This window comes from Desulfomicrobium norvegicum, assembly GCF_900114595.1.
GTDB classification, from domain to species: domain Bacteria; phylum Desulfobacterota; class Desulfovibrionia; order Desulfovibrionales; family Desulfomicrobiaceae; genus Desulfomicrobium; species Desulfomicrobium macestii.
Map to the genome: position 1 here is coordinate 690,120 of NZ_FOTO01000001.1, position 19,341 is coordinate 709,460.

Genomic DNA, 19,341 nt, shown 5'->3' on the forward strand with positions numbered 1-19,341 from the left:
CCGCTGGGCGTTCTTTTTGGTGCCCCCCGACGATGGGGCTTGAAAACTCTCTTTACGCGGAAATACGCTATGATCCCGTTTCACCCATTCGGGAGAGCAGAAGCTGATAATTCCGAACCGTGCGACTGCGAAACCCTGCCTCACAATAGCTGAAATAATACTCCCACTTGCGCAAAAAATTCTGATCAAAACCCAGCTTCATGACCTCATCGCCACGCGACATGAACGCCAGCCGCCACAACTCAAGGGTTCGGGCGTAATGGAGCCCGATATCCTCCATGCGCGTGATGCCCAGCCTGCTTCGTGCGCCCACGGCTTGGGCCATGGCCCCGAGGGACGGCAAGTGACCGCCGGGGAATATGTGCTTCCGGATCCAGTCCGAACCCAGGCGGTAAGCCCTGTATTTCTGGTCGGGCATGGTGATGACCTGCAGCACGGCCCGTCCGTTCGGAGCGAGCAGACGGTCAAGGGTCTGAAAATACAGAGGCAGATTGCGATGCCCCACGGCTTCGAGCATCTCGATGGAAACGATGGCGCTGAAACTGCCCTGCACATGGCGGTAATCAGTCAGCAGAATGCTGATGTTCTCCTCCATGCCCTCTTCCCGCACCCTGCGCGTGGCCCACTTAAGCTGCTCTTTTGAAATGGTGATGCCCGTCACCCGGCAACCTGTGCGCCGCACCGCCTCCAGGGCGAAGCCGCCCCAGCCGCAGCCGATCTCGAGCACGTGATCTTCCGGGCCAAGACCGGCCATGTCGATGATGGCGTGCATCTTGGCGAACTGGGAATCTTCAAGGGAATCCTCTGCGCTTTTGAAGATGCCGCCGGAATAGGACATGGTCGAATCCAGAAAGAGCCTGTAAAAATCATTCCCGAGGTCGTAATGTTCGCCGATGTTGCGTCGGCTCCCGGCGACGGTGTTGGGGCGACGCAGATGCGTCATGAAATTGAGCGCTCTCCCCGCCAGGGCAGGCCAGAAGCGCCGATCATCCAGGACATCCTCGCGCTGCGCCAGCAGGCAGAGCAGGCGGACCAGTTCCGGGCTGCTCCAATCGCCGTCGGCGTAGGCCTCGCCAAAGCCGATGTCCCCGGACAGCATGACGCGGCTGAAGAAACGCGATCTGTGCACAGTAATCTCGGCCTTTGGCAGCGATCCGGACAAACCGAATATTTCCCGCCCCCCGTCCGGAAGGCCAAGCGTCAGCTGGCCATGATCCAGTTGCCGCAAGAAGCGCCTGACCGCCCACTTGCCAAGTGTGTCGGTCAGTGTCGGCGGAGCCTGCCGGATCGTCATGGACGAAGCAGGTTCAGGCTTCGGGTGGACGGCGAGTTTGCTGCGAAAATAAAGCCGCGCCGCCTGGGCCACGATGCGCGGGACGGTCAGGACCGCCCGCAAGGGATGCCCCATGAGTATCCGCGCCAGATTGCGACCGGTCATGGGTCGCGCCGCGCCGGTGAATGACGCCTTGAGGGCCTGCTGGTCGCCCAGATAATACGTGATGGAAATGGCAAGCTCGTCGCCCGGTTCGGAAAACATGAACTCATAGCGACCGCGACGTGGAAAAAACGGGGAGACATGAAAAGCCTTTTGCGCACCAAAAATCCTCTCCCCGCCCTCTGGAGTGAGCAAGTAGAGGTGAGTCTCGCCAAAGGTGTTGTTGACCTGCACCAAGACGCACGCAAGGCACCCCGACTCGTCGAAACAGTAAAAGAAGCTGGCCGGGTTGAAAACGTAATGAAATTGACGCAGGGCCGTGATCAGCACGATGCGCGCTGGCGCAAGATCCACTCCATTCTCCCGCAAGGCGCGCAGCACTTTGTCCCGCAACCCCTCGTCCCCATGATGCAGATAGTCGCGGTCATGCAAAGCCAGGGGGCGCAAACGGTTGTGTCCGAACCAGAATGTATCGCGCTCCAGCCGGTCCAGTTCGTCAATATCCAGGGCATACAGATGCAGATCGTAATCAAAGCCATGCCTGGCCTCATGCGTGCGCAAATGGCTCAGGGTTCCGACATAAATCCGCGAATTCATTCCTCCCTCCTGAACTTCCGCACGGCTTCGTGACTGGAGCGAACCGCGTCCTCGTGAAATCCGAAGCCGAAATAGCTGCCGCAGAAATAGGTGTTTCGGTGACCGTTCAAGGAAGAGAGGGAGCCCTGCGTCTCCATGGATTCCCTGGTGTACACCGGATGATGGTAGACCAGACTGGCCAGGACCGTGGATTCGTCATGGGGAGTCGGCCGGTTGAGGGTCACGAGATACTGTTTGCTTGCGGCCAGACCCTGCAGAAGATTCATGGCATACGTTACAAAAACCCGCGCGTTCTCCTGGGCTTCCCGCCTAAAATTCCAGCAGGCCCAGGCCTTGGGCGAGGGGGGCAACACCGAAACATCCGTATGCAGGACGGTCGTGTTTTCCTCGTAACGCCAGGCCCCGAGAAGCCGCGCCTCCTCCGGCGAAGGATCGCCCAAAAGGCGCAGGGCCTGATCGGCATGGGCCGCGATGAACACGTCATCAAAAATGCGCGGTTCCTCACCGGAAACCGTCACGCTGACCCCCGACGCGCCGCGCCGGATTTCCTCGATGGGAGCGTCAAGCCGCACCTCTCCGCGAAAACGACGCAAAAATGCCCGGACGTAGCTGCAACTGCCCCCTGAAACCGTTCTCCAACGTGGACGATCAACAAGGGAGAGAAGCCCATGATTGTTGAAGAATCGCAAAAAGGACAGGGCCGGAAACTGTCCCACCCGTCCGGCCGGAGTCGACCAAATGGCCGCGGCCATGGGCAGCAGATAGTTCTCGACCATGAAGGATGAAAAACCATGGCGGCGCACGTAGTCATCGAGGGTGCCAAGCTCCTGTCCGTCCTTGAGATCCGCCTTGCCCTGACGGCAAAAGCGGACAATCTCGAACAGAAAACGGTAATAGCGCACGGAAAACAGATTGGAGCGCTGGGCGAACAGCCCGGCCAGGTCCGTCCCGGCGTAGGTCAAACCGGTGCGCTCGCAATGAAATGCGAACGACATCTGAGCCTCCCTTGATGGGACTTCAAGCTCTTCGAGAAATTTGATGAAAAGCGGATAGGTGGCCTCGTTGAAGACGATGAAGCCCGTATCCACAGGGGTTCCCCCGTCCGGGCCATCCGGGACGGAAACGGTGTGCGTGTGCCCGCCCAGATAATTTTCCTTCTCGAAGATGGTCACCTCGCGGCTATCCTGCAAGAGGTGCGCGGCCACGATCCCGGCCACGCCGCCGCCGATAACGGCCACTGTCTTTTTGGCATTCGCCCTGCCTGTATTCATGCATGCTCCGAATCGTCGCCGCCGTGGCGGGTTTTCAAGGTGCGAGGGGGCCAGGGAAAAAAGGCGCTGGTAGCGCTTTTATAGGCCTCGAACTCAGGCTGGCCCTTGTATTTGTCTTCCAGCATGGGGATGCCCGATACTTTCAGGAGCAAAAATCCGATGAGTACGGGGCTGACCAGACCATACCAGCCATGCCCGGCACCAAGCCCCAGAAAAAAGAAGCCCCACCACAGCACGGCTTCGCCAAAATAATTGGGATGGCGGGTGTAACGCCACAGCCCCGTGGTCATGATCCTGCCCTTGCCGGCCGGAGTCTTCTTGAAACGGGACAATTGCCAATCGCCCACGGCCTCGAAGAAAAAGCCCACCGCAAAGAGGGCCGCACCCAGGACATCGGTCCAGACGAGCCCGGATCCGGGTCCGGCCACGGCCAGAAGGATGGGCATGGCGACCAGGAACACGACCAGCCCCTGCAGCATGTAAATCTGCAGGAAACTTCGCCAGACAAAGGTGTCTCCCCATTGCTCGCGAAAATTCCGGTAGCGAAAATCCTCGCCGCGACCCCGATGGCGCAAGCCGATGTGCACCGCCAGGCGCACGGCCCAAAGACACAGCAGACAGAACATGAGCAGCGGCCTGAAATGCAACTCCATCCCGCTCGCGAGCCAGGCTCCGAGACAGGCCGCCACAAAGGCCGGGCCATAGGCTATGTCGATGAGGCTGTTGTCACTTGCACGCGTCCCGATGACAAACATGGTGTTCATGGTCAAAAGCAATGCCACGGCCGCACCAAGAAATACGACAGTCATGGGCTCCTCCCTGAAGTTTCAGTTCAGCCGCACTCCGATGAGGTAGCTGCCTCCGGCGACGAGGGTGCACAGGACCATGCCCCAGGCGATATCGACCACAGCGACCAGCACCGGCCAGTCCCGCAAGGTCGCGAGGTTGGTCAGATCGTACGTGGCGTAGGTGAAAAAGCCGAAGAGCGCGCCAAACATGCAGGCCCGGACCAAAGACTGGGCTTCCAGGCCAGGACGGACGGCAAAGAGAAGAATCCCCGCTATATATATGAAATAGAACGCGAACGCCGCAGGCCAATTGACATCCGGGCTCAAGAGATGATGCAGGTTGGTCTTGTAGAAATTTCTGGCCACGAAGCCCAGCCAGATCATGTCGATGGCGAAGAAGACAGGGATGGTGAACAAATAGAGCTTGAGCCAAAAAATCGGATTCATGACCGCGCCTCCCTCATGGTTGCAAATCTTGCCCTCCGGCAACTATCCGCCCCTTCCAGCGCCGAGGCGGCAAGCACTGGCATCTCGGCCTCCCTCATAAGGCGCGGCTTTGCTGAAAAATCCGCCCGCTGCCGGGAGCAGGAACAAAAACGCCCGGTGACTGTCACCGGGCGCGATTATTTGGTTTTCAAAAAGCAGGGTTTTTCTTCAACCTCCGAATGAGCCGGCTCCGATCACTTCCATAGCCTTGGTGTAATGCACGCGCAGCTTGCCCATCTTGTCACCCAGATCCTTTTCCACGGGTCCCATCTCCAGCGGACATTCAGCTTCAAGTTGGGCGGTTTTCGTCTCGATCTCGCGCACCAGAGCCTTTATCTCGGCGACAGCGTCAACCAGTGCTCCTCGATCCTTGTCACCGAGGTCCAGAAAGCCGACCATCACATCATAAAGAGTCGCCTTCCATGCATTGAGTTCTCGTTCGACGCCTTTGCAATAGCCTTTTACAGCCAATTTTTTCGCTTCTTCAGTCGCACATCCATCAATTGCGGAACAAGCAAAGCAGGGGCCTGGATAATCCATGTTTACCATAGGTGCCTCCAAAAAGAGTTTGATGTTTGAGATACATGATACTCTAAAACCATCAATCGTCAATGAAAACTGTTATTGAATTCTTAATGTCACGCGCACTTCTGACAAGAGGCACGGCCCACTTTTTGCCCTCTGATTATCAAAGCATGACGCCCTTGAACGACTTGTCGCAGCCGCCGCGCATGCACCACGCACAGGAAGCGCCTTGCCATGACACCCGCAATCCGCGATGACCATGACGCAAGCGCGGAGGTACAAAAAATGCGATCCTGGCTCCACATAATCAGCCGACTGCGGCCCGCCACCATCCAGGCACATCTGATCCACATGGTGCTGGCCCTGGTCGTCATTCAGATCGCCGTCAGCTGGCACGTCATCTCCGGGCTGACCGAAGAGATGCTGCATGAACAGATCGGCCAGACGGCCCTGCAAACAGCCAGGACCATCGCCCAGATCCCGCGCATCCGGCAGGCGCTGCTCGAAGGCGACCCGCAAGGGGAAATTCAAACCCTGGCCGAAAACATCCGCACTCAGACCGGCGCATCGTTCGTGGTCATCGGCGACAGCGCGCAGAAGCGCTATTCACACCCGGTGCCCGCACGCATAGGCCAGACCTTTGTCGGCGGAGACACCGGGCCTGCCTTGCAGGAAGGTAAATCCTATGTTTCCGAAGCGGTCGGAACCCTTGGCAGGTCCCTACGCGGGATGACTCCGATCCTGGACGAGGACAACTCCATCATCGGCTTCGTATCTGTTGGCTATCTATCCGAAAGCATTCATCAATCAATCTCTGCCCACTTGGACAAGCCGCTCATGTACATCATCGGCATGAGCGTGGTCGGCATCCTGAGCGCCGTGGTCATCGCCGGGCGCCTCAAGAAGCTGACCCTGGGCCTTGAACCATCTGAAATAACCAGCCTGTATCTGGAACGTGTCGCCGTCCTGCAGACAATCCGCGAGGGAGTTCTGGCCATCGACCACCATGGCAACATCCGCGTCGCAAACCAGGCTGCGCGGCGCTATGCGGGGCTGAGCCTCGATGAACGTTTTGCGGGCAGACCCGCCTCCGGCATCATCCCGGAGGCGGGTCTTGAGCAGGCTCTGCGCACGGGCCAATCCGAGTTTGACCAGGAACGAACCGTCAACGGTCAGGAGCTCATCTTCAACATCGTGCCCGTTTTCCAGGACCAGAAAATTCAGGGCGTCGTGGCCAGTTTCAGGCGCAAGGACGAGCTTGACCTCCTGGCTGCGGAGCTTTCGCGAGTGCAGGAATACTCCGAACTGCTGCGCGTACAGACCCATGAATACTCGAACAAGCTGCACACCATCGCAGGACTCATTCAGATCGAAGCCTACCGCGAAGCCCTGGAACTGGTGGTCACCGAATCCTCGGGCTATGAGGAATTCATCCGATTCCTTGGCGAATCCGTGCCCCATCCGGTCATTGCAGCCATCATCCTCGGCAAGTACAACAGGGCCAAGGAGCTCAGGATCAATTTCGCCATCGACCGGGACAGCAGCATGGCCGATGTGCCAAAATGGATTCGCCAGGAAAAGATCGTGACCATTGTCGGCAACCTCCTGGACAACGCCTTTGATGCGGTCCTGACGCAGCCGCAGCAACTGCGCATGGTCGAGATGTCCTTCACGGACCTTGGCAACGACATCGTCTTCGAGGTCGAGGATGCCGGGCCGGGAGTGGCCGTGGACCAGCTTGAGCGGATTTTCGAGAAAGGGGTTTCATCCAAGGGCCGTGGGCGGCGCGGAGTCGGGCTGTATCTGGTCCGCCAGCGTCTGGATGAGCTGAACGGACAGATCATGGTCAGCCGCGGCAGCCTGGGCGGCGCTCTTTTCACCGTGGTCATTCCCAAGGAGCAGACATGATTACCAGGGTACTTGTTGTCGAAGACGATGTACGCATCGCGGATCTGCATCGCCGCTTCACCGAACGGGTCGAGGGCTGCGAAGTCGTCGGCATCGCCCACCGACTTGATGACGCGCGGGACATGGCCCAAGCCCTGGAGCCGCACCTCATCCTGCTTGACCTCTATTTCCCGGAAGGCCCCGGCACGGATCTTCTACGGGAAATCCGGGCCCAGAACCTGGAAATCGACGTCATCCTGATCACCGCAGCGCGCGAAGTCGGGACCTTGAAAGAGGCCCTGCGCGGCGGGGTATTCGACTATCTGATCAAACCCGTCACCGCCGAACGCTTCCATGAATGCCTGACCAAATTCTGCGCCTACCGGGAGCGCCTTGGACTTGGAAACGCCATCGAGCAGCACGACGTGGACACGCTGCTGCATCCCGCAAGTCCCTGCCCGCCCCTCGGCAGCAGCTGCCTCCCCAAGGGTATCGACGGTCTGACCCTGACCAAGGTGCGCGGCGCGTTTGAACAAACCGAGCCCGCGGGTCGCAGCGCGGAGGATGTGGCCGAACTGATCGGCATCAGCCGTTCCACCGCGCGCCGGTATCTTGAATACCTCATCTCCGAAGGCACGCTCTACGCCGACGTGGTCTACGGCAGCGTGGGCCGACCCGAACGCCGCTATTTCAGCCGCTGAGAGACCTGCCTTGGCCACTCCTGAAAGGGGGACCCTGATGCCGCCGTGAACAAAATGCGCTTAATCCACTAAATGGCGCTTTTTCTTTTTACGTTCCAAACCGTATTTTCCCCTCTTCCCGTCATATCCTCTCCTCATCAAAACTTGAGGTCCCTTCCCCGCGCGTCCGCGCCCATAACGTTTTTTGTTGACGGAGGAGTCATGAAACGTTTCTTCATGTGTGCAGTCCTTGTGATCGCAGTAGCCCTGACCATTCCCGCCTTTGCCAAAACAGTGCTCAAGCTCGGCCATATCGCCGAAGTCAGCCATCCCTATGCCAAGGGCGCCGACCAGTTCGCCAAGCTGGTCGCGGAAAAATCCGGCGGAGACATGGAAGTCCAGGTCTTCCCGTCCTCCCAGCTGGGCAGCCAGAAGGACATGACCGAAGGCCTCATCTACGGCACCATCGACATGGTCCTGACCGGCACTGCGGACCTCGGGCAGTTCCAGCCCAAGATGTCCCTTTTCGACCTGCCCTTCCTGTTCAAGGACCGCGCCCACGCCTACAAGGCTCTGGACACCGTGGGCATGGAACTGGGCAAGGAGCTTGAGCCCCGCGGCCTGAAGCTGCTGGGCTACATGGAGAACGGCATCCGCCACCTGACCAACAACGTCCGTCCGGTCAAAGCCCCGGCCGACATGGATGGCCTCAAGATCCGCGTCATGTCCAACAAGATCTACATCGAGACCATCAAGTCCCTCGGCGGCTCTCCCACGCCCATGGCCTTTGGCGAACTCTACTCCGCCATGCAGCAGGGCACTGTCGACGGACAGGAAAACCCCAGCGCACATATCTACACCAAGCGTTTCTTCGAAGTGCAGAAGTACGCATCCATGACCGCCCACGCCTATGCCCCGGAACCGGTGCTCATCTCCATGATTACCTGGAGCAAGCTCAGCGACGCCCAAAAGGCCATCATCCAGGAAGCCGCCACCGAGGCCGTCGCCTGGCAGCGCGAACTCTCCACCCAGCAGGACAACGAGTACTGGGACAAGATCAAGGCCACCGGCAAGATCGAGGTCATCGAAGTCGACCGCGCCCCGTTCATGGAAGCCACCCAGCCCGTGTGGAAGGAATTCGCCCCCACTGTCGGGCAGGACAACATCGACAAGGTGCTGGCTCTCGGCAAATAACTCATTCTCATGAACCCGCCCGCTTAGCCGGGCGGGTTTTTTTATCATCACATTTCTAGGAGGATTCCATGGACAAGCTCCTCAAGGGCGTGCGCTCGGTACTGTACGGATTTTCCGTCGTCGCCATGTCGATCATGCTCCTGATCATCTTTGCCCAGGTCGTGACCCGCTACATGTTCGGATACACCCCTGAATGGTCCGAGGAGCTGGCACGTTTCCTCTTTGTCTGGGTCGTTTTCCTGGGCTCGGCGCTGATCATGGGAGAAACCGGACACCTGGCCGTGCAGTTTCTGCCGGACAAGTTCAAGGGCACCCGCTTCGGCACCATTCTGGACGTCATCATCAACGCCTGCGGATATGTATTCATCATCCTGCTCCTGACCCAGGGCTGGAAAATGACCTCCATCATGACCTTCCAGCGCGCCCCGGGCCTCGATATTCCCATGAGCTGGGTCTATGTCATCATCCCTGTCAGCTGCGTGCTCATGCTCCTGTACCTCTTCAGGGAGACCCTGCGCATCATCAGGGACATTTCCAAATCTCGCGCCAGGCAGGAGGGATAGCCATGGAATACGTACTGCTCTTCGTCTTTCTGGGCCTGACCGCCCTTGGCGTGCCCGTGGCCTTTGCCCTGTGTCTGGCCGCGGCCACCGTCCTGCACTTTTTCATGAACATGCCCCTCGTCATGGTTTCCCAGATGATGTACTCGGGCATCGACTCGTTTTCCTTCATGGCCGTGCCCTTCTTCATGCTCGCCGGATCGTTCATGTCCGCGGGCGGCGTGACCGGCAGGCTGGTCAACTTCTCCCAGGCCCTGGTCGGCTCCTTCACCGGAGGACTGGCCCAGGCCGTGGCCGTTTCGGGCATGTTCTTCGCCGCCATCTCCGGGTCGTCCGCCGCCACCACCGCCGCACTGGGTTCGACCATGGTCAATGAGATGGAAAAGAAAGGCTACACGCGCGAGTGGGCCACCGGCATCGTCGCCGCCGGCGGCACCGTGGGCATCGTCATTCCGCCGTCCATCACCCTGGTCGTGTATGGCGTCATCGCCGACACCTCCATCGGCGATCTGTTCGTGGGCGGTTTTCTGCCCGGCCTGCTCATGGGTCTGTCCATGATGCTGGTCAGTTGGTATCTGGCCAAAAAACGCGGGCTCAAACCCGAGGGCACGTTCTCCACCTCGGCGCTGTGGACTTCCTTCAAGGACTCCTTTTTCGCCCTCATGACCCCGGTCATCATCATCGGCGGCATCTACGGCGGCATCTTCACCCCGACCGAAGCCGCGGCCGTGGCCGCCGTGTACGGCATTCTGGTCGGGCTGTTCATCTACAAGGAACTCAAATTCAAGGATTTCCCCAAGATTATCTTCCAGGCCGTCATCGGCACGACCATCATCATGTTTCTGGTCGGCGCGGCCAACGTCTTCGGGTGGCTCCTGACCAACCTGCAGATTCCCCATCATGTGGGCGCCTTCGTGGCCAGCCTGACCTCATCCCCGGTTCTTTTCCTGCTGGCCATGAACGTGCTGCTGCTGTTCATCGGGACCATGGTCAACGCCTCGGCCGCCGTGGTCATCCTGACCCCCATCTTCCTCCCGGTGGCCAAGAGCCTTGGCATCGACCCGCTCTTCTTTGGCGTGCTCATGGTCTGCAACCTGGCCATCGGCTGCATCACCCCGCCGGTGGGCCTCGACCTCTTCGTGGCCAGCGCCATCACCAAGGTACCGCTTGAAAAGGTCATGAAGGCAGCCGTGCCCTACCTGCTCGCACTGCTGGTCACCCTGCTGATCCTGACCCTCTTTCCGATCATCACCACCATCCTGCCCAGCCTGCTGCGCTAGAAAAGATACGAAGCACCACAAAAAAAAGGGGCGATCCTTAACGGACCGCCCCTTTTTTTGTGGTGCTTGGCGCAGGATCACTGCATCACTTCAGCCTTTTCGATGATGACAGGCTCGACCGGGACATCCCCGTGCATGCCCTTGGAGCCCGTGTTCACGGCTTCAATAAGGTCCACCACGCGCTTGCCCGCGACGACCCGGCCGAAGACGGCGTATCCGAAATCACGAGCGCCGTGATTCAAAAAAGCGTTGTCGGCCGTGTTGATGAAAAACTGGGACGTGGCGGAATCGACCTCGCCCGTACGGGCCATGGCGACCGTGTACTTGTCATTTTTAAGACCGTTGTCGGCCTCGTTTTTGATGGGATCATGGCCGCGCTTCTGGTGCATGGCCGTATCCATGCCGCCGCCCTGGATCATGAAACCCTTGATGACGCGGTGAAATACCGTACCGTCGTAAAAGCCCTCGCTCACGTAGGTCAGAAAATTCCGGGCCGAGACAGGGGCCTTGGCCTCGTCGAGTTCGATGACGATGATGCCTTTGTTCGTGGTCAGGGAAACCCTGGGGCCTTCCGCGAGAACGGTAGACGAAGACAGGCAAAGCAGAATCAAGGCAAAAACAAAAGTACGCATTGAGCACCTTCCTTTAAAAAATGACGGCTTCAAACCACCAGATCTCCGTCTTGGGTTTGCGCCAGGTTCCCTTGGGCAGGCCGGCCTTGACGCAGGTCTGATCCAGAAATGTTTCGCGGTCCCAGCCCCACTCCGTGGCCACCTGAGGCAACAGCAGGCCGGAATGCACGGATTTGCGGATATAGAGCCCGTGCCGTCCGACTTCGATCAGTTCCGGGTCGGGACACGGCGAGAGCGGCCCCATGACCGAGACCTCGATATCCAGGTCATCGAGCTCCCCGGCCGTCAGCGGAGAAAAGCGCGGATCCTCGAAGGCCGCCGCGCCCGCCATGCGCTCGATGGTGGCGGCCAGCGGACCCTTGCCCACGATGTTGCCGATGCAGCCGCGCAGGCGGCCCTCGCGCTTCAAGGTCACAAAAGCGCCCAGCTCCTCGCTCAGGGTCCTGGACTCAAGAGCGGGCTTCGGCCCGGAAGCCAGACCGAGATGATCCCGGATGACCCAGACCACGAGGTCCTTGCAGAAGCGCTTCTCCTCATCGGTCAAAACCAGTTCGAATGTGTTCATGCTTTCCTCCCTCAAGAATCAAAAGGCGGTTCCAAAGGCGGATTGGCCCACAGCGCGCCCATGGTTCTGGATGCGTCCCGGACCACGACCTGCCGTCCCTCGACACGCACCCGGCCCTGGGCGATCCAGTGCAGGGCCTGGGGATAGATGCGATGTTCCATCTCCAATATGCGCGCCCCAAGGGAGGCTTCGTCGTCGTCCGGATAGGCGGGCACGGCGGCCTGGATGATGACCGGGCCGTGATCCATCTGCTCGTCCACGAAATGCACGGTGCATCCGGCCAGCCGCACACCGTGGTCTGCCTGTTGCCCCTGGGCGCGCAGCCCGGGACAGGCCGGAAGCAGGGCGGGATGGATGTTGACCACGCGACCAGCAAAGGGCGTCAAAAACACCGGGGTCAGGATGCGCATGAACCCGGCCAGCGCCACGAGCTCGACACCGGCCTCCCGCAGCAGCCGGACCAGCTCGCCGTCAAAGGTCGCACGCTCGGGAAACTCGTCGTGGCGCACGCAGGCGGTTGCGATACCCGCCTTCCGGGCGCGCTCAAGCCCCTGCGCGTCAGGCTTGTTGGCGATGACGATGCGGATGTCGGCGTCGAGGCCGCCGTCGGCCACCCTGTCGAGTATGGCCTGCAGGTTGGACCCGGACCCGGAAACGAGGACGCCCAGCGCGATGGTCATTGAATCAGCCCTTCACCAGTGCTTCGACCAGGGCCGGAATGGTGTAGTCCTCGGGCATGATGTCGGGAGTGAACCCGTAATCCTTCAGGGTGCCTGCCGTCACGGGGCCGATGCAGCAGATCTTCAGCCCCTGGCCGACATAGGGGCGCAGGGTGTCTGCCGGGACCAGGGCGAAGAAGTTCTCCACCGTGGATGAGCTGGAGAAGGTCAGGTAATGGAGCCTGCCCTTTTCGAGAAGATCGATGATCTCGGCGCCGTCCTCCTGGGTCAACTGCGTCTCGTAGACCGGAAGCACGTCCACCTGGGCCGCGACCTTGGCCAACTCCTCGGGCAGCACTTCACGGGCGACCCTGGCGCGGGGGATGAGGACGCGCTTGCCTGCGATGCCTCGCTCAAGCAGCCCCTCGACCACGGATTCGGCCACGTACTTGGGCGGAATGAAGTCGGGACGGATGCCGTGCTCCAGGAGCGCCTCGGCCGTGGCAGGTCCGATGGCCGCGATCTGCATGGCGCCGAAAGCCCGGGCGTCCTTGCCCACGAGTTCGAGCTGGTTCCAGAAATGACGCACGCCGTTGACGGAGGTGAAAATGGCCCAGTCGTAATCCTGCAGGCTGTCTATGGCCGCGCGGACCGGAGCGTAATCCTCCAGGGGCACGATGGTGATGGTCGGAAACTCGTAGCAGGCCGCGCCCAGGCCTTCCAGCGTGTCCTTCAGACCGCTGGCCTGCTCCCGGGCCCGGGTCACGACCACGCCCTTGCCATGCAGGGGCAGCTTCTCAAACCAGTTCAGGGTGTCGTGCAGCTGCACCACCTCGCCCACGACCAGCATGGACGGAGCCTTCACCCCTTCACGCTCGGCCATGGCCGGGATCTCGCCGATGGTCGAGACCCAGGACTGATGCTCGCTTGTCGTGCCCCAGCGCACCAGGGCGGCGGGCATGTCCGCGCGCATCCCGTTCTCGATCAGCTTGGCCGAGATGTACGGCAGATTCTTCACGCCCATGTAGAAGCACAGCGTACTGGCCGCCGTGGCCAGAGCCGGCCAGTTATGGGCGGAATCAGGCTTGGTCGGGTCCTCGTGGCCGGTAATGAGCGACACGGAGGAAGCGTATTTGCGATGCGTGAGCGGAATGCCCGCATAGGCCGCGCCAGCCACGGCCGAGGTCACGCCGGGAACGACCTCGAAGTCAAGCCCGGCTTCGAGCAGTTCCTCGGCCTCTTCGGCTCCGCGCCCGAAAATGTAGGGATCGCCGCCCTTGAGGCGGGCCACGTTCTTGCCTTCCCTAACTTTGGCCACGATCAGGTCGTTGATCTGGTCCTGGGGCAGGGTATGGTCGCCGCCCTTCTTGCCGACATAGATGATCTCGGCGTCGGGACGGCACAGGGCCAGAAAGGTCTTGCTGGCAAGGTAATCGTAAATGACGACCTCGCATTCCTGCATGAGACGCTGCCCCTTGACCGTGATGAGACCCGGGTCGCCGGGACCCGCGCCGATGAGATATGCTTTGGCCATGATTGTTCCTTTCCTGAGCGTTTCCGCTGTTATTTTTTCGATCCGTGAACTTCCCGCCCAAGCTGTCGAAGGTGGGAACCCCGAAGTTGCGGGGGCTTCTCCGGGCAGACGCGTCACCATGACGTCATCCCCGTGAAAACGGGGTCCATCCCCTTGTACAGGAAAAGGCATGGATTCCCGCCTTCGCGGTAATGATCCGGCAACAACGCGCCACGCCTTCCCATGAAAAACGGGGTGACGTCGGGCCCGGAAATGTTAGCGCCTCACCCCACAAACTCCTGCATCCTGGCCCGCAGCTGCTCCAGGGTGGCCTTCTTCTCGGCGAATCCCTCCGCCTTGGCTTTTTCCTTGGCCACAACTTCCTCGGGAGCCTTGCTGACAAAACTCTCGTTGCCAAGCTTCTTTGTCACAAAATCAAGCTCTTTGCTGATCTTGCCCAGTTCCTTGTCCAGACGGGCCAGTTCGGCCACAAAATCGACCACGCCCTCAAGGGGCACGAAGAGTTCGCAGCCGCGCACCACAGCCGAGGCGCAGCCCCGGGGCGGCGCGATGTCCGCGCCCACGATCAGGGTCCCGACCCGGGCCAGGGCCGCGATCTCCGTTTCATGCGCCTTGAGGAAGCGCTGATCTTCCCCGCCCGCACGAACCATGACCGTCAGGGCCACGCCCGGCGCAACGCCCAGCTCGGAGCGGATGTTGCGCACGGCCACGATGACTCCCTGCAGAAACTCCATGTCGCGCACGGACGCCTCGTCCTCGCACTCGGGGCGGGCCTTGGGATAGGGGCGCACGGCCAGGCTCTCGGCATCGAGAGATGGGATGGAGGACCAGATCTCCTGGGTCACGAAGGGAATGACCGGGTGGGCGATGACCATGATCTCCGAGAGCACGTGCTTGAGGCACGACCGCGCCGCGGCCTTGGCTGCCGGATCATCGCCGTAGAGCTCGGGCTTGATCAGCTCCAGGTACCAGTCGCAGAACTCGCGCCAGACGAATCCGTACAGACCCTGGGCCGCCTCGTTGAAACGATAGCCTTCGATCTGGGCGGCGTGTTCGTTCTTGAGCATCTCCAGACGATGCAGAATCCACTTGTGATGCAGGGCCGTCATGACTTTGGGATCAAACTCGGGCTCGTTTCCATCGACATGCATGAGGGCGAACCGGGCCGCGTTCCAGATCTTGTTGATGAAGTGACGATACCCCTCGATGCGCGCCTCGGAGAGCTTGATGTCACGGCCCATGGCCGCGAACGAGGTCAGGGTGAAGCGCAGGGAGTCACAGCCGTACTTGTCGATCATTTCCAAGGGATCGATGACGTTGCCCGTGGATTTGGACATCTTCTTGCCGTGCTCGTCGCGGACCAGGGCGTGGATGTAGACGTCCTTGAAGGGCACTTCATCCATGAACTGCAGGCCCATCATCATCATGCGGGCCACCCAGAAGAAGAGGATGTCAAAACCCGTGACCAGGAGCGAGGTCGGGTAGAAGGCTTTGAGCTCGTTGGTTTGCTCCGGCCAGCCCATGGTCGAGAACGGCCACAGGGCGGAGGAAAACCACGTGTCTAGCACGTCCTCGTCCTGAGAAAGGGCTGTGCTTCCGCATTTGCAGGAGGTCGGGTCCTCGCGGGCGACAATGATCTCGCCGCAGTCCCGGCAGGTCCAGACCGGGATGCGATGTCCCCACCACAGCTGACGGGAGATGCACCAGTCGCGGATGTTGTCGAGCCAGTTGAAATAGGTCTTGTTCCACTGCGCGGGCCAGATGGTCGTACGTCCGTCCTCCACGGCAAGGCGGGCCTTTTCGGCCAGGGGCTTGACGGAAACGAACCACTGCTCGGACACGAACGGCTCGATGGTGGTCTTGCAGCGATAGCACTGGTTGACCTTGTTCTCGTAGGGCTCCTCGGCGGTGAGCGCCCCGCAGGCGCGCAGATCCTGGGCGATGAGCGTACGGCAGTCGACGGCGCTCATGCCCCGATACGCCTCGGGCGCGTTGTCGTTCATGCACCCCTTGTCGTCGATGACGCCAATCGCCTCCAGACCGTATTTGCGGCCCAGTTCCCAGTCGTTCATGTCATGGGCCGGAGTGATCTTGAGGCAGCCGGTTCCAAATTCGCGATCCACGTAGGCGTCGGCGATGATCGGAATGCGCCGCCCCACCAGCGGCAGAATGACGTACTTGCCGATCATGGACTGATAGCGTTCGTCCTCGGGGTGCACGGCCACGGCCGTGTCGCCGAGCATGGTTTCGGGGCGCACCGTGGCCACGGTCACGGAACCCGAACCGTCCTCCAGGGGATAGCGCAGATGATAGAGGGTCGACTTGGCCGGTGCGTACTCGACCTCGTCATCGGCCAGGGCCGTGTGACAGCGGGTGCACCAGTTGATGATGTACTTGCCGCGATAGACAAGTCCCTGTTCGTAGAGAGAGACGAAAACCTCGCGCACGGCCTTGGTCAGTCCCTCGTCCATGGTGAAGCGTTCCCGGCTCCAGTCCACGCTGGCGCCCATGCGCCGGATCTGGTTCAGAATGCGTCCGCCGTAGTCTTCCTTCCATTCCCAGACGCGGTTTATGAATTCCTCGCGGCCAAGGTCTTCGCGCTTCTTGCCCTCGGCCAGGAGCTTGCGTTCGACCACGTTCTGGGTGGCGATGCCCGCGTGGTCCGTGCCCGGCACCCAGAGCACGGTCTTGCCGCGCTGGCGCATGTAGCGGCACATGATGTCCTGCAGGGTGAGGTTGAGAGCGTGTCCCATGTGCAGGGCCCCCGTGACGTTGGGCGGCGGGATGACGATGGAGTAGTTGTCCTTGACGTGGGTCGCGGCCTTGGCCGCGTCGGGGGTGAAACTCTGGTGCGTCTTCCAGTACTCAAGCCACCGCTCTTCCACGTCGGCTGGTTCGTATCCCTTGGAAAGCGTCTCGTTGGCCATATGATGAACTCCGGATAATGAGCTGTTTGCGGCAAAAAAGCGCCGGAATGCCCGGCGCCACGGAAACAAAAATGAGTACTGGGGCGAACCCCAAAAATCAAGCCCGACTTGCCCGCCATCGTGCTTCCTGCTAGTCCGTCGGACATGCACAGACACCTCCCGCCCCTGGTCCTGCTGTGGGACGAATCGCACCTGTGGGTCCTGCTTCTCCACCGCGCCCTGAAAGCCCTGCACGCCCCCGTGACCCTGCTCAAGGCCGAGCAGGTCCGCGCCGGGGCATTGCGCAGTCACGAGGGTGCCACGCTGCTCGTCCCGGGGGGCTGGGCCCGGCTCAAATCCCTGGCCCTGGGCGAAGACGGCCGCAGGGAAATCCGCGAGCACATACGCGGCGGCGGCAAGTACCTGGGTTTCTGCGGAGGTGCGGGCCTGGCGCTCGGTTCGGAGCGCGGCGCGCCCTTTCTGGATCTGTGCCCCTGGTCGCGCAAGGCGGCCAGTCAGCGGCTGCCCAATTTCAGCGGACACCTGAACTGCATCGTCACCGAGAACGGCGAAGAGTACGAGGCCGCCCTGCCGGTCTGGTGGCCCTCGCAATTTCAGGCCAAGGACACGGAACTGGAAGTGCTGGCGCGCTACGAAGGGCCCGGCCCTGACTTCTGGTCCGCCGATCTGGATTGGTCCGGCATCGCGGCTTCGGAGGTGGGACAGTGGGAAGAGCTGTACGGCATAAACCTGAGTCCGGAGCGGCTGCGCCGGGAACCGTGCATCGTCCGGGGCGCTTACGGTCAGGGTTCCTTCGTGCTCAGCTACGCGCATCTTGAGACGCCGACCTCGCCCCAGGCCAACGCCCTGCTCTGCCGCCTGCTCGGCCTCGACCCGGCCCCCGGCGTACCGGCCTGGGACCTGAGCCGGGAAGAGGCGCTGTGGAACGACAAAGCGCTGCGAAGCGTGCATGCCGAACTGGCCGATCTTGTATCATTCGGCCAGAGTCATTTCCTGCTCTTCTGGCGCACCCCCTGGCTTCTGGGCTGGCGGCGCGGGGTGCCCGGCTCGCCCATCAACTTTCTGCTGGCCATGGCCTGGCAGGCCAGACACAATGAGGCGACCGCGCCGGCCAAGGAATATTGGGCCGAACACGGAACCAAATGCAGCCACCTCTGCCGGGATTTTTGCGCGCAGACCCGCGACTACCTGTTGCAGGAGCGCCGCATCCTGGCCACGTCTCCATCCTCGCCGGAAGCCAGCGCCTCGCCTGGCCTGCAACGCCGCAAACAGGAGCTTTTCGGAAAGTTCCCCGGATACGGGGGGCTGTACGGAGATATCCTGCGCACCCTTGACGAGCTGCTATGGTTGCAGTTCAGCGCTCAAGATGACCGGCAAGGCAGCTCTTGAGCCCCGAGAAGCGCTCGGTTTTCGGGAGCAGGTCGAAGAGGCTGTCCAGGTAGCCGCGCCCGGAGAAAATGCGCCGGCTTGCGCCATGGACCAGTTTCGGTCCCCATGAGGCAAGCAGCAGCTTGAAATCGTTGATGTAGCGAAGCTCCCCGTACGCAGGGCTCTCGCCGTCGGCCACGGCTTCGGCGACAAGCTCGGTCCAGGCCTCCGGTTCGTCCATGAGCCCAAGGGTGACCACGGGGTCCTGCGGGCCGGAGGCACCGAGCTTGGCCAAAACCACCGGCACGATATCGAGCTTGTCCGCATCCCGGACGACGTTGCACAGCGCCCTGCTCAGCGGGTCCATGTCCCGGGGGACTTCGCGCTTGTTGTGCAGCCGCACCGCCAGGATGATGCAGTCCCGGACCTGCGGTTCGAAAGCCGACAGAAAATCCCCCTCGCGCAGAAAATCAGCCCCCTCCTCGCCGTGGTCCACGGACTGGTCATCGCGATAGGTGCCAAACCTCTCGAACTGCGAAAACCTGCCGATATCATGCACAAGCGCCGCGGCCAGGTACGGCGCGGGCGGGGCGATGCTCTCCCTGGCCACGATCTTCGCGGCCAGGGCATGCACACGCAGGGAGTGGTCGCGTTTCAGGATGATGTGCTCACGCCGATCACCCAGACGCTCGGCGTACTCGCCGGCCATCCCGACAAAACGGGCGCGCATCTCCCGCAACACGACCGGATCCATCAAAGTCCCTGATAAAACTTGTACAGATCTTCGTCGATAAGCAGTCTGAAACCCTTGTCGGTCTCCTCGAAACGAATCACTGCGGCCGGGTCCAGGGCCACATCCAGAGCGTATTCCGCCAGACGGTTCGCTTCTTTCTGCGCAACTTCATCAAGCTCGGCAAATTTTCCCATCTCTATCCATTCGGTCATGATTTTCT

At 60.9% G+C, this 19,341-nt stretch carries 19 protein-coding genes; 7 read left to right on the top strand and 12 right to left on the bottom strand.

Going from position 1 to position 19,341, the window contains the following annotated elements; all coding sequences use genetic code 11:
* Positions 1 to 67 precede the first annotated feature (67 nt).
* From BMZ24_RS03125 to BMZ24_RS03140, 4 genes are read right to left on the bottom strand one after another with little or no spacing between them, the layout of a single operon-like run.
* Positions 68 to 2,032, bottom strand: a complete 1,965-nt coding sequence (locus BMZ24_RS03125; protein WP_092189156.1) for a DUF1365 family protein — start codon at positions 2,030 to 2,032, stop codon at positions 68 to 70.
* Complete coding sequence (locus BMZ24_RS03130; RefSeq protein WP_092189158.1) at positions 2,029 to 3,303, bottom strand: NAD(P)/FAD-dependent oxidoreductase; 1,275 nt, start codon at positions 3,301 to 3,303, stop codon at positions 2,029 to 2,031. Before BMZ24_RS03130 ends, BMZ24_RS03125 begins: the two co-directional genes overlap by 4 nt.
* Complete coding sequence (locus BMZ24_RS03135) at positions 3,300 to 4,112, bottom strand: DUF1295 domain-containing protein (RefSeq protein ID WP_092189160.1); 813 nt, start codon at positions 4,110 to 4,112, stop codon at positions 3,300 to 3,302. Before BMZ24_RS03135 ends, BMZ24_RS03130 begins: the two co-directional genes overlap by 4 nt.
* 18 nt (positions 4,113 to 4,130) lie before the next feature.
* Positions 4,131 to 4,538, bottom strand: coding sequence for a DUF2177 family protein (locus BMZ24_RS03140; RefSeq protein WP_092189162.1), 408 nt, complete (start codon positions 4,536 to 4,538; stop codon positions 4,131 to 4,133).
* A 15-nt stretch (positions 4,539 to 4,553) separates the two neighbouring features.
* Between BMZ24_RS03140 and BMZ24_RS03145 the strand changes: the two genes are divergently transcribed.
* Positions 4,554 to 4,760 carry a hypothetical protein gene (locus tag BMZ24_RS03145; protein ID WP_092189164.1) on the top strand — a complete coding sequence of 69 codons (207 nt, stop codon included), beginning with the start codon at positions 4,554 to 4,556 and terminating at the stop codon, positions 4,758 to 4,760.
* Here BMZ24_RS03145 and BMZ24_RS03150 read toward each other — a convergent pair.
* The gene (locus tag BMZ24_RS03150) at positions 4,746 to 5,126 is read right to left on the bottom strand and encodes a hypothetical protein (RefSeq protein ID WP_092189166.1); all 381 of its coding nucleotides are present in this window, start codon (positions 5,124 to 5,126) and stop codon (positions 4,746 to 4,748) included. The genes BMZ24_RS03145 and BMZ24_RS03150 overlap by 15 nt on opposite strands.
* Positions 5,127 to 5,387: 261 nt before the next feature.
* Here BMZ24_RS03150 and BMZ24_RS03155 point away from each other — a divergent pair, with 261 nt between their 5' ends.
* From BMZ24_RS03155 to BMZ24_RS03175, 5 genes are all read left to right on the top strand, one after another.
* A complete protein-coding gene (locus BMZ24_RS03155) occupies positions 5,388 to 7,010 on the top strand; it encodes an ATP-binding protein (protein ID WP_092189548.1) in 1,623 nt (540 codons plus the stop codon).
* Positions 7,007 to 7,690: a response regulator gene (locus tag BMZ24_RS03160; protein WP_092189168.1), complete on the top strand. Its 684-nt coding sequence runs from the start codon at positions 7,007 to 7,009 to the stop codon at positions 7,688 to 7,690. Before BMZ24_RS03155 ends, BMZ24_RS03160 begins: the two co-directional genes overlap by 4 nt.
* 201 nt (positions 7,691 to 7,891) lie before the next feature.
* The gene (locus BMZ24_RS03165) at positions 7,892 to 8,863 is read left to right on the top strand and encodes a TRAP transporter substrate-binding protein (protein ID WP_092189170.1); all 972 of its coding nucleotides are present in this window, start codon (positions 7,892 to 7,894) and stop codon (positions 8,861 to 8,863) included.
* 68 nt (positions 8,864 to 8,931) lie between these two features.
* Positions 8,932 to 9,426: a TRAP transporter small permease gene (locus BMZ24_RS03170; protein WP_092189172.1), complete on the top strand. Its 495-nt coding sequence runs from the start codon at positions 8,932 to 8,934 to the stop codon at positions 9,424 to 9,426.
* 2 nt (positions 9,427 to 9,428) lie between these two features.
* Positions 9,429 to 10,703, top strand: a complete 1,275-nt coding sequence (locus BMZ24_RS03175; RefSeq protein WP_092189174.1) for a TRAP transporter large permease — start codon at positions 9,429 to 9,431, stop codon at positions 10,701 to 10,703.
* 77 nt (positions 10,704 to 10,780) lie between these two features.
* On the opposite strand, the gene BMZ24_RS03180 is transcribed toward BMZ24_RS03175, so the two are convergent.
* The 5 genes from BMZ24_RS03180 to BMZ24_RS03200 form a co-directional block, all read right to left on the bottom strand.
* Entirely contained in the window at positions 10,781 to 11,335 is a 555-nt protein-coding gene (locus BMZ24_RS03180; RefSeq protein ID WP_092189176.1) for a peptidylprolyl isomerase, read from the bottom strand.
* Between the two features lie 13 nt (positions 11,336 to 11,348).
* Positions 11,349 to 11,900: an AmmeMemoRadiSam system protein A gene (gene amrA / locus BMZ24_RS03185; protein ID WP_092189178.1), complete on the bottom strand. Its 552-nt coding sequence runs from the start codon at positions 11,898 to 11,900 to the stop codon at positions 11,349 to 11,351.
* Positions 11,901 to 11,911: 11 nt separating this feature from the next.
* Complete coding sequence (gene purN, locus BMZ24_RS03190) at positions 11,912 to 12,580, bottom strand: phosphoribosylglycinamide formyltransferase (protein WP_092189180.1); 669 nt, start codon at positions 12,578 to 12,580, stop codon at positions 11,912 to 11,914.
* Between the two features lie 4 nt (positions 12,581 to 12,584).
* Positions 12,585 to 14,093 carry a uroporphyrinogen-III C-methyltransferase gene (gene cobA / locus BMZ24_RS03195; protein ID WP_092189182.1) on the bottom strand — a complete coding sequence of 503 codons (1,509 nt, stop codon included), beginning with the start codon at positions 14,091 to 14,093 and terminating at the stop codon, positions 12,585 to 12,587.
* 263 nt (positions 14,094 to 14,356) lie between these two features.
* The gene (locus BMZ24_RS03200; RefSeq protein WP_092189184.1) at positions 14,357 to 17,020 is read right to left on the bottom strand and encodes a valine--tRNA ligase; all 2,664 of its coding nucleotides are present in this window, start codon (positions 17,018 to 17,020) and stop codon (positions 14,357 to 14,359) included.
* A 144-nt stretch (positions 17,021 to 17,164) separates the two neighbouring features.
* Between BMZ24_RS03200 and BMZ24_RS03205 the strand changes: the two genes are divergently transcribed.
* Positions 17,165 to 18,409, top strand: a complete 1,245-nt coding sequence (locus BMZ24_RS03205; protein ID WP_143077823.1) for a BPL-N domain-containing protein — start codon at positions 17,165 to 17,167, stop codon at positions 18,407 to 18,409.
* Here BMZ24_RS03205 and BMZ24_RS03210 read toward each other — a convergent pair.
* Entirely contained in the window at positions 18,375 to 19,142 is a 768-nt protein-coding gene (locus tag BMZ24_RS03210; protein WP_092189186.1) for an HD domain-containing protein, read from the bottom strand. The genes BMZ24_RS03205 and BMZ24_RS03210 overlap by 35 nt on opposite strands.
* Entirely contained in the window at positions 19,142 to 19,333 is a 192-nt protein-coding gene (locus BMZ24_RS03215; RefSeq protein WP_092189188.1) for a hypothetical protein, read from the bottom strand. The genes BMZ24_RS03210 and BMZ24_RS03215 overlap by 1 nt, the downstream gene beginning before the upstream one ends.
* Between the last annotated feature and the right edge of the window lie 8 nt (positions 19,334 to 19,341).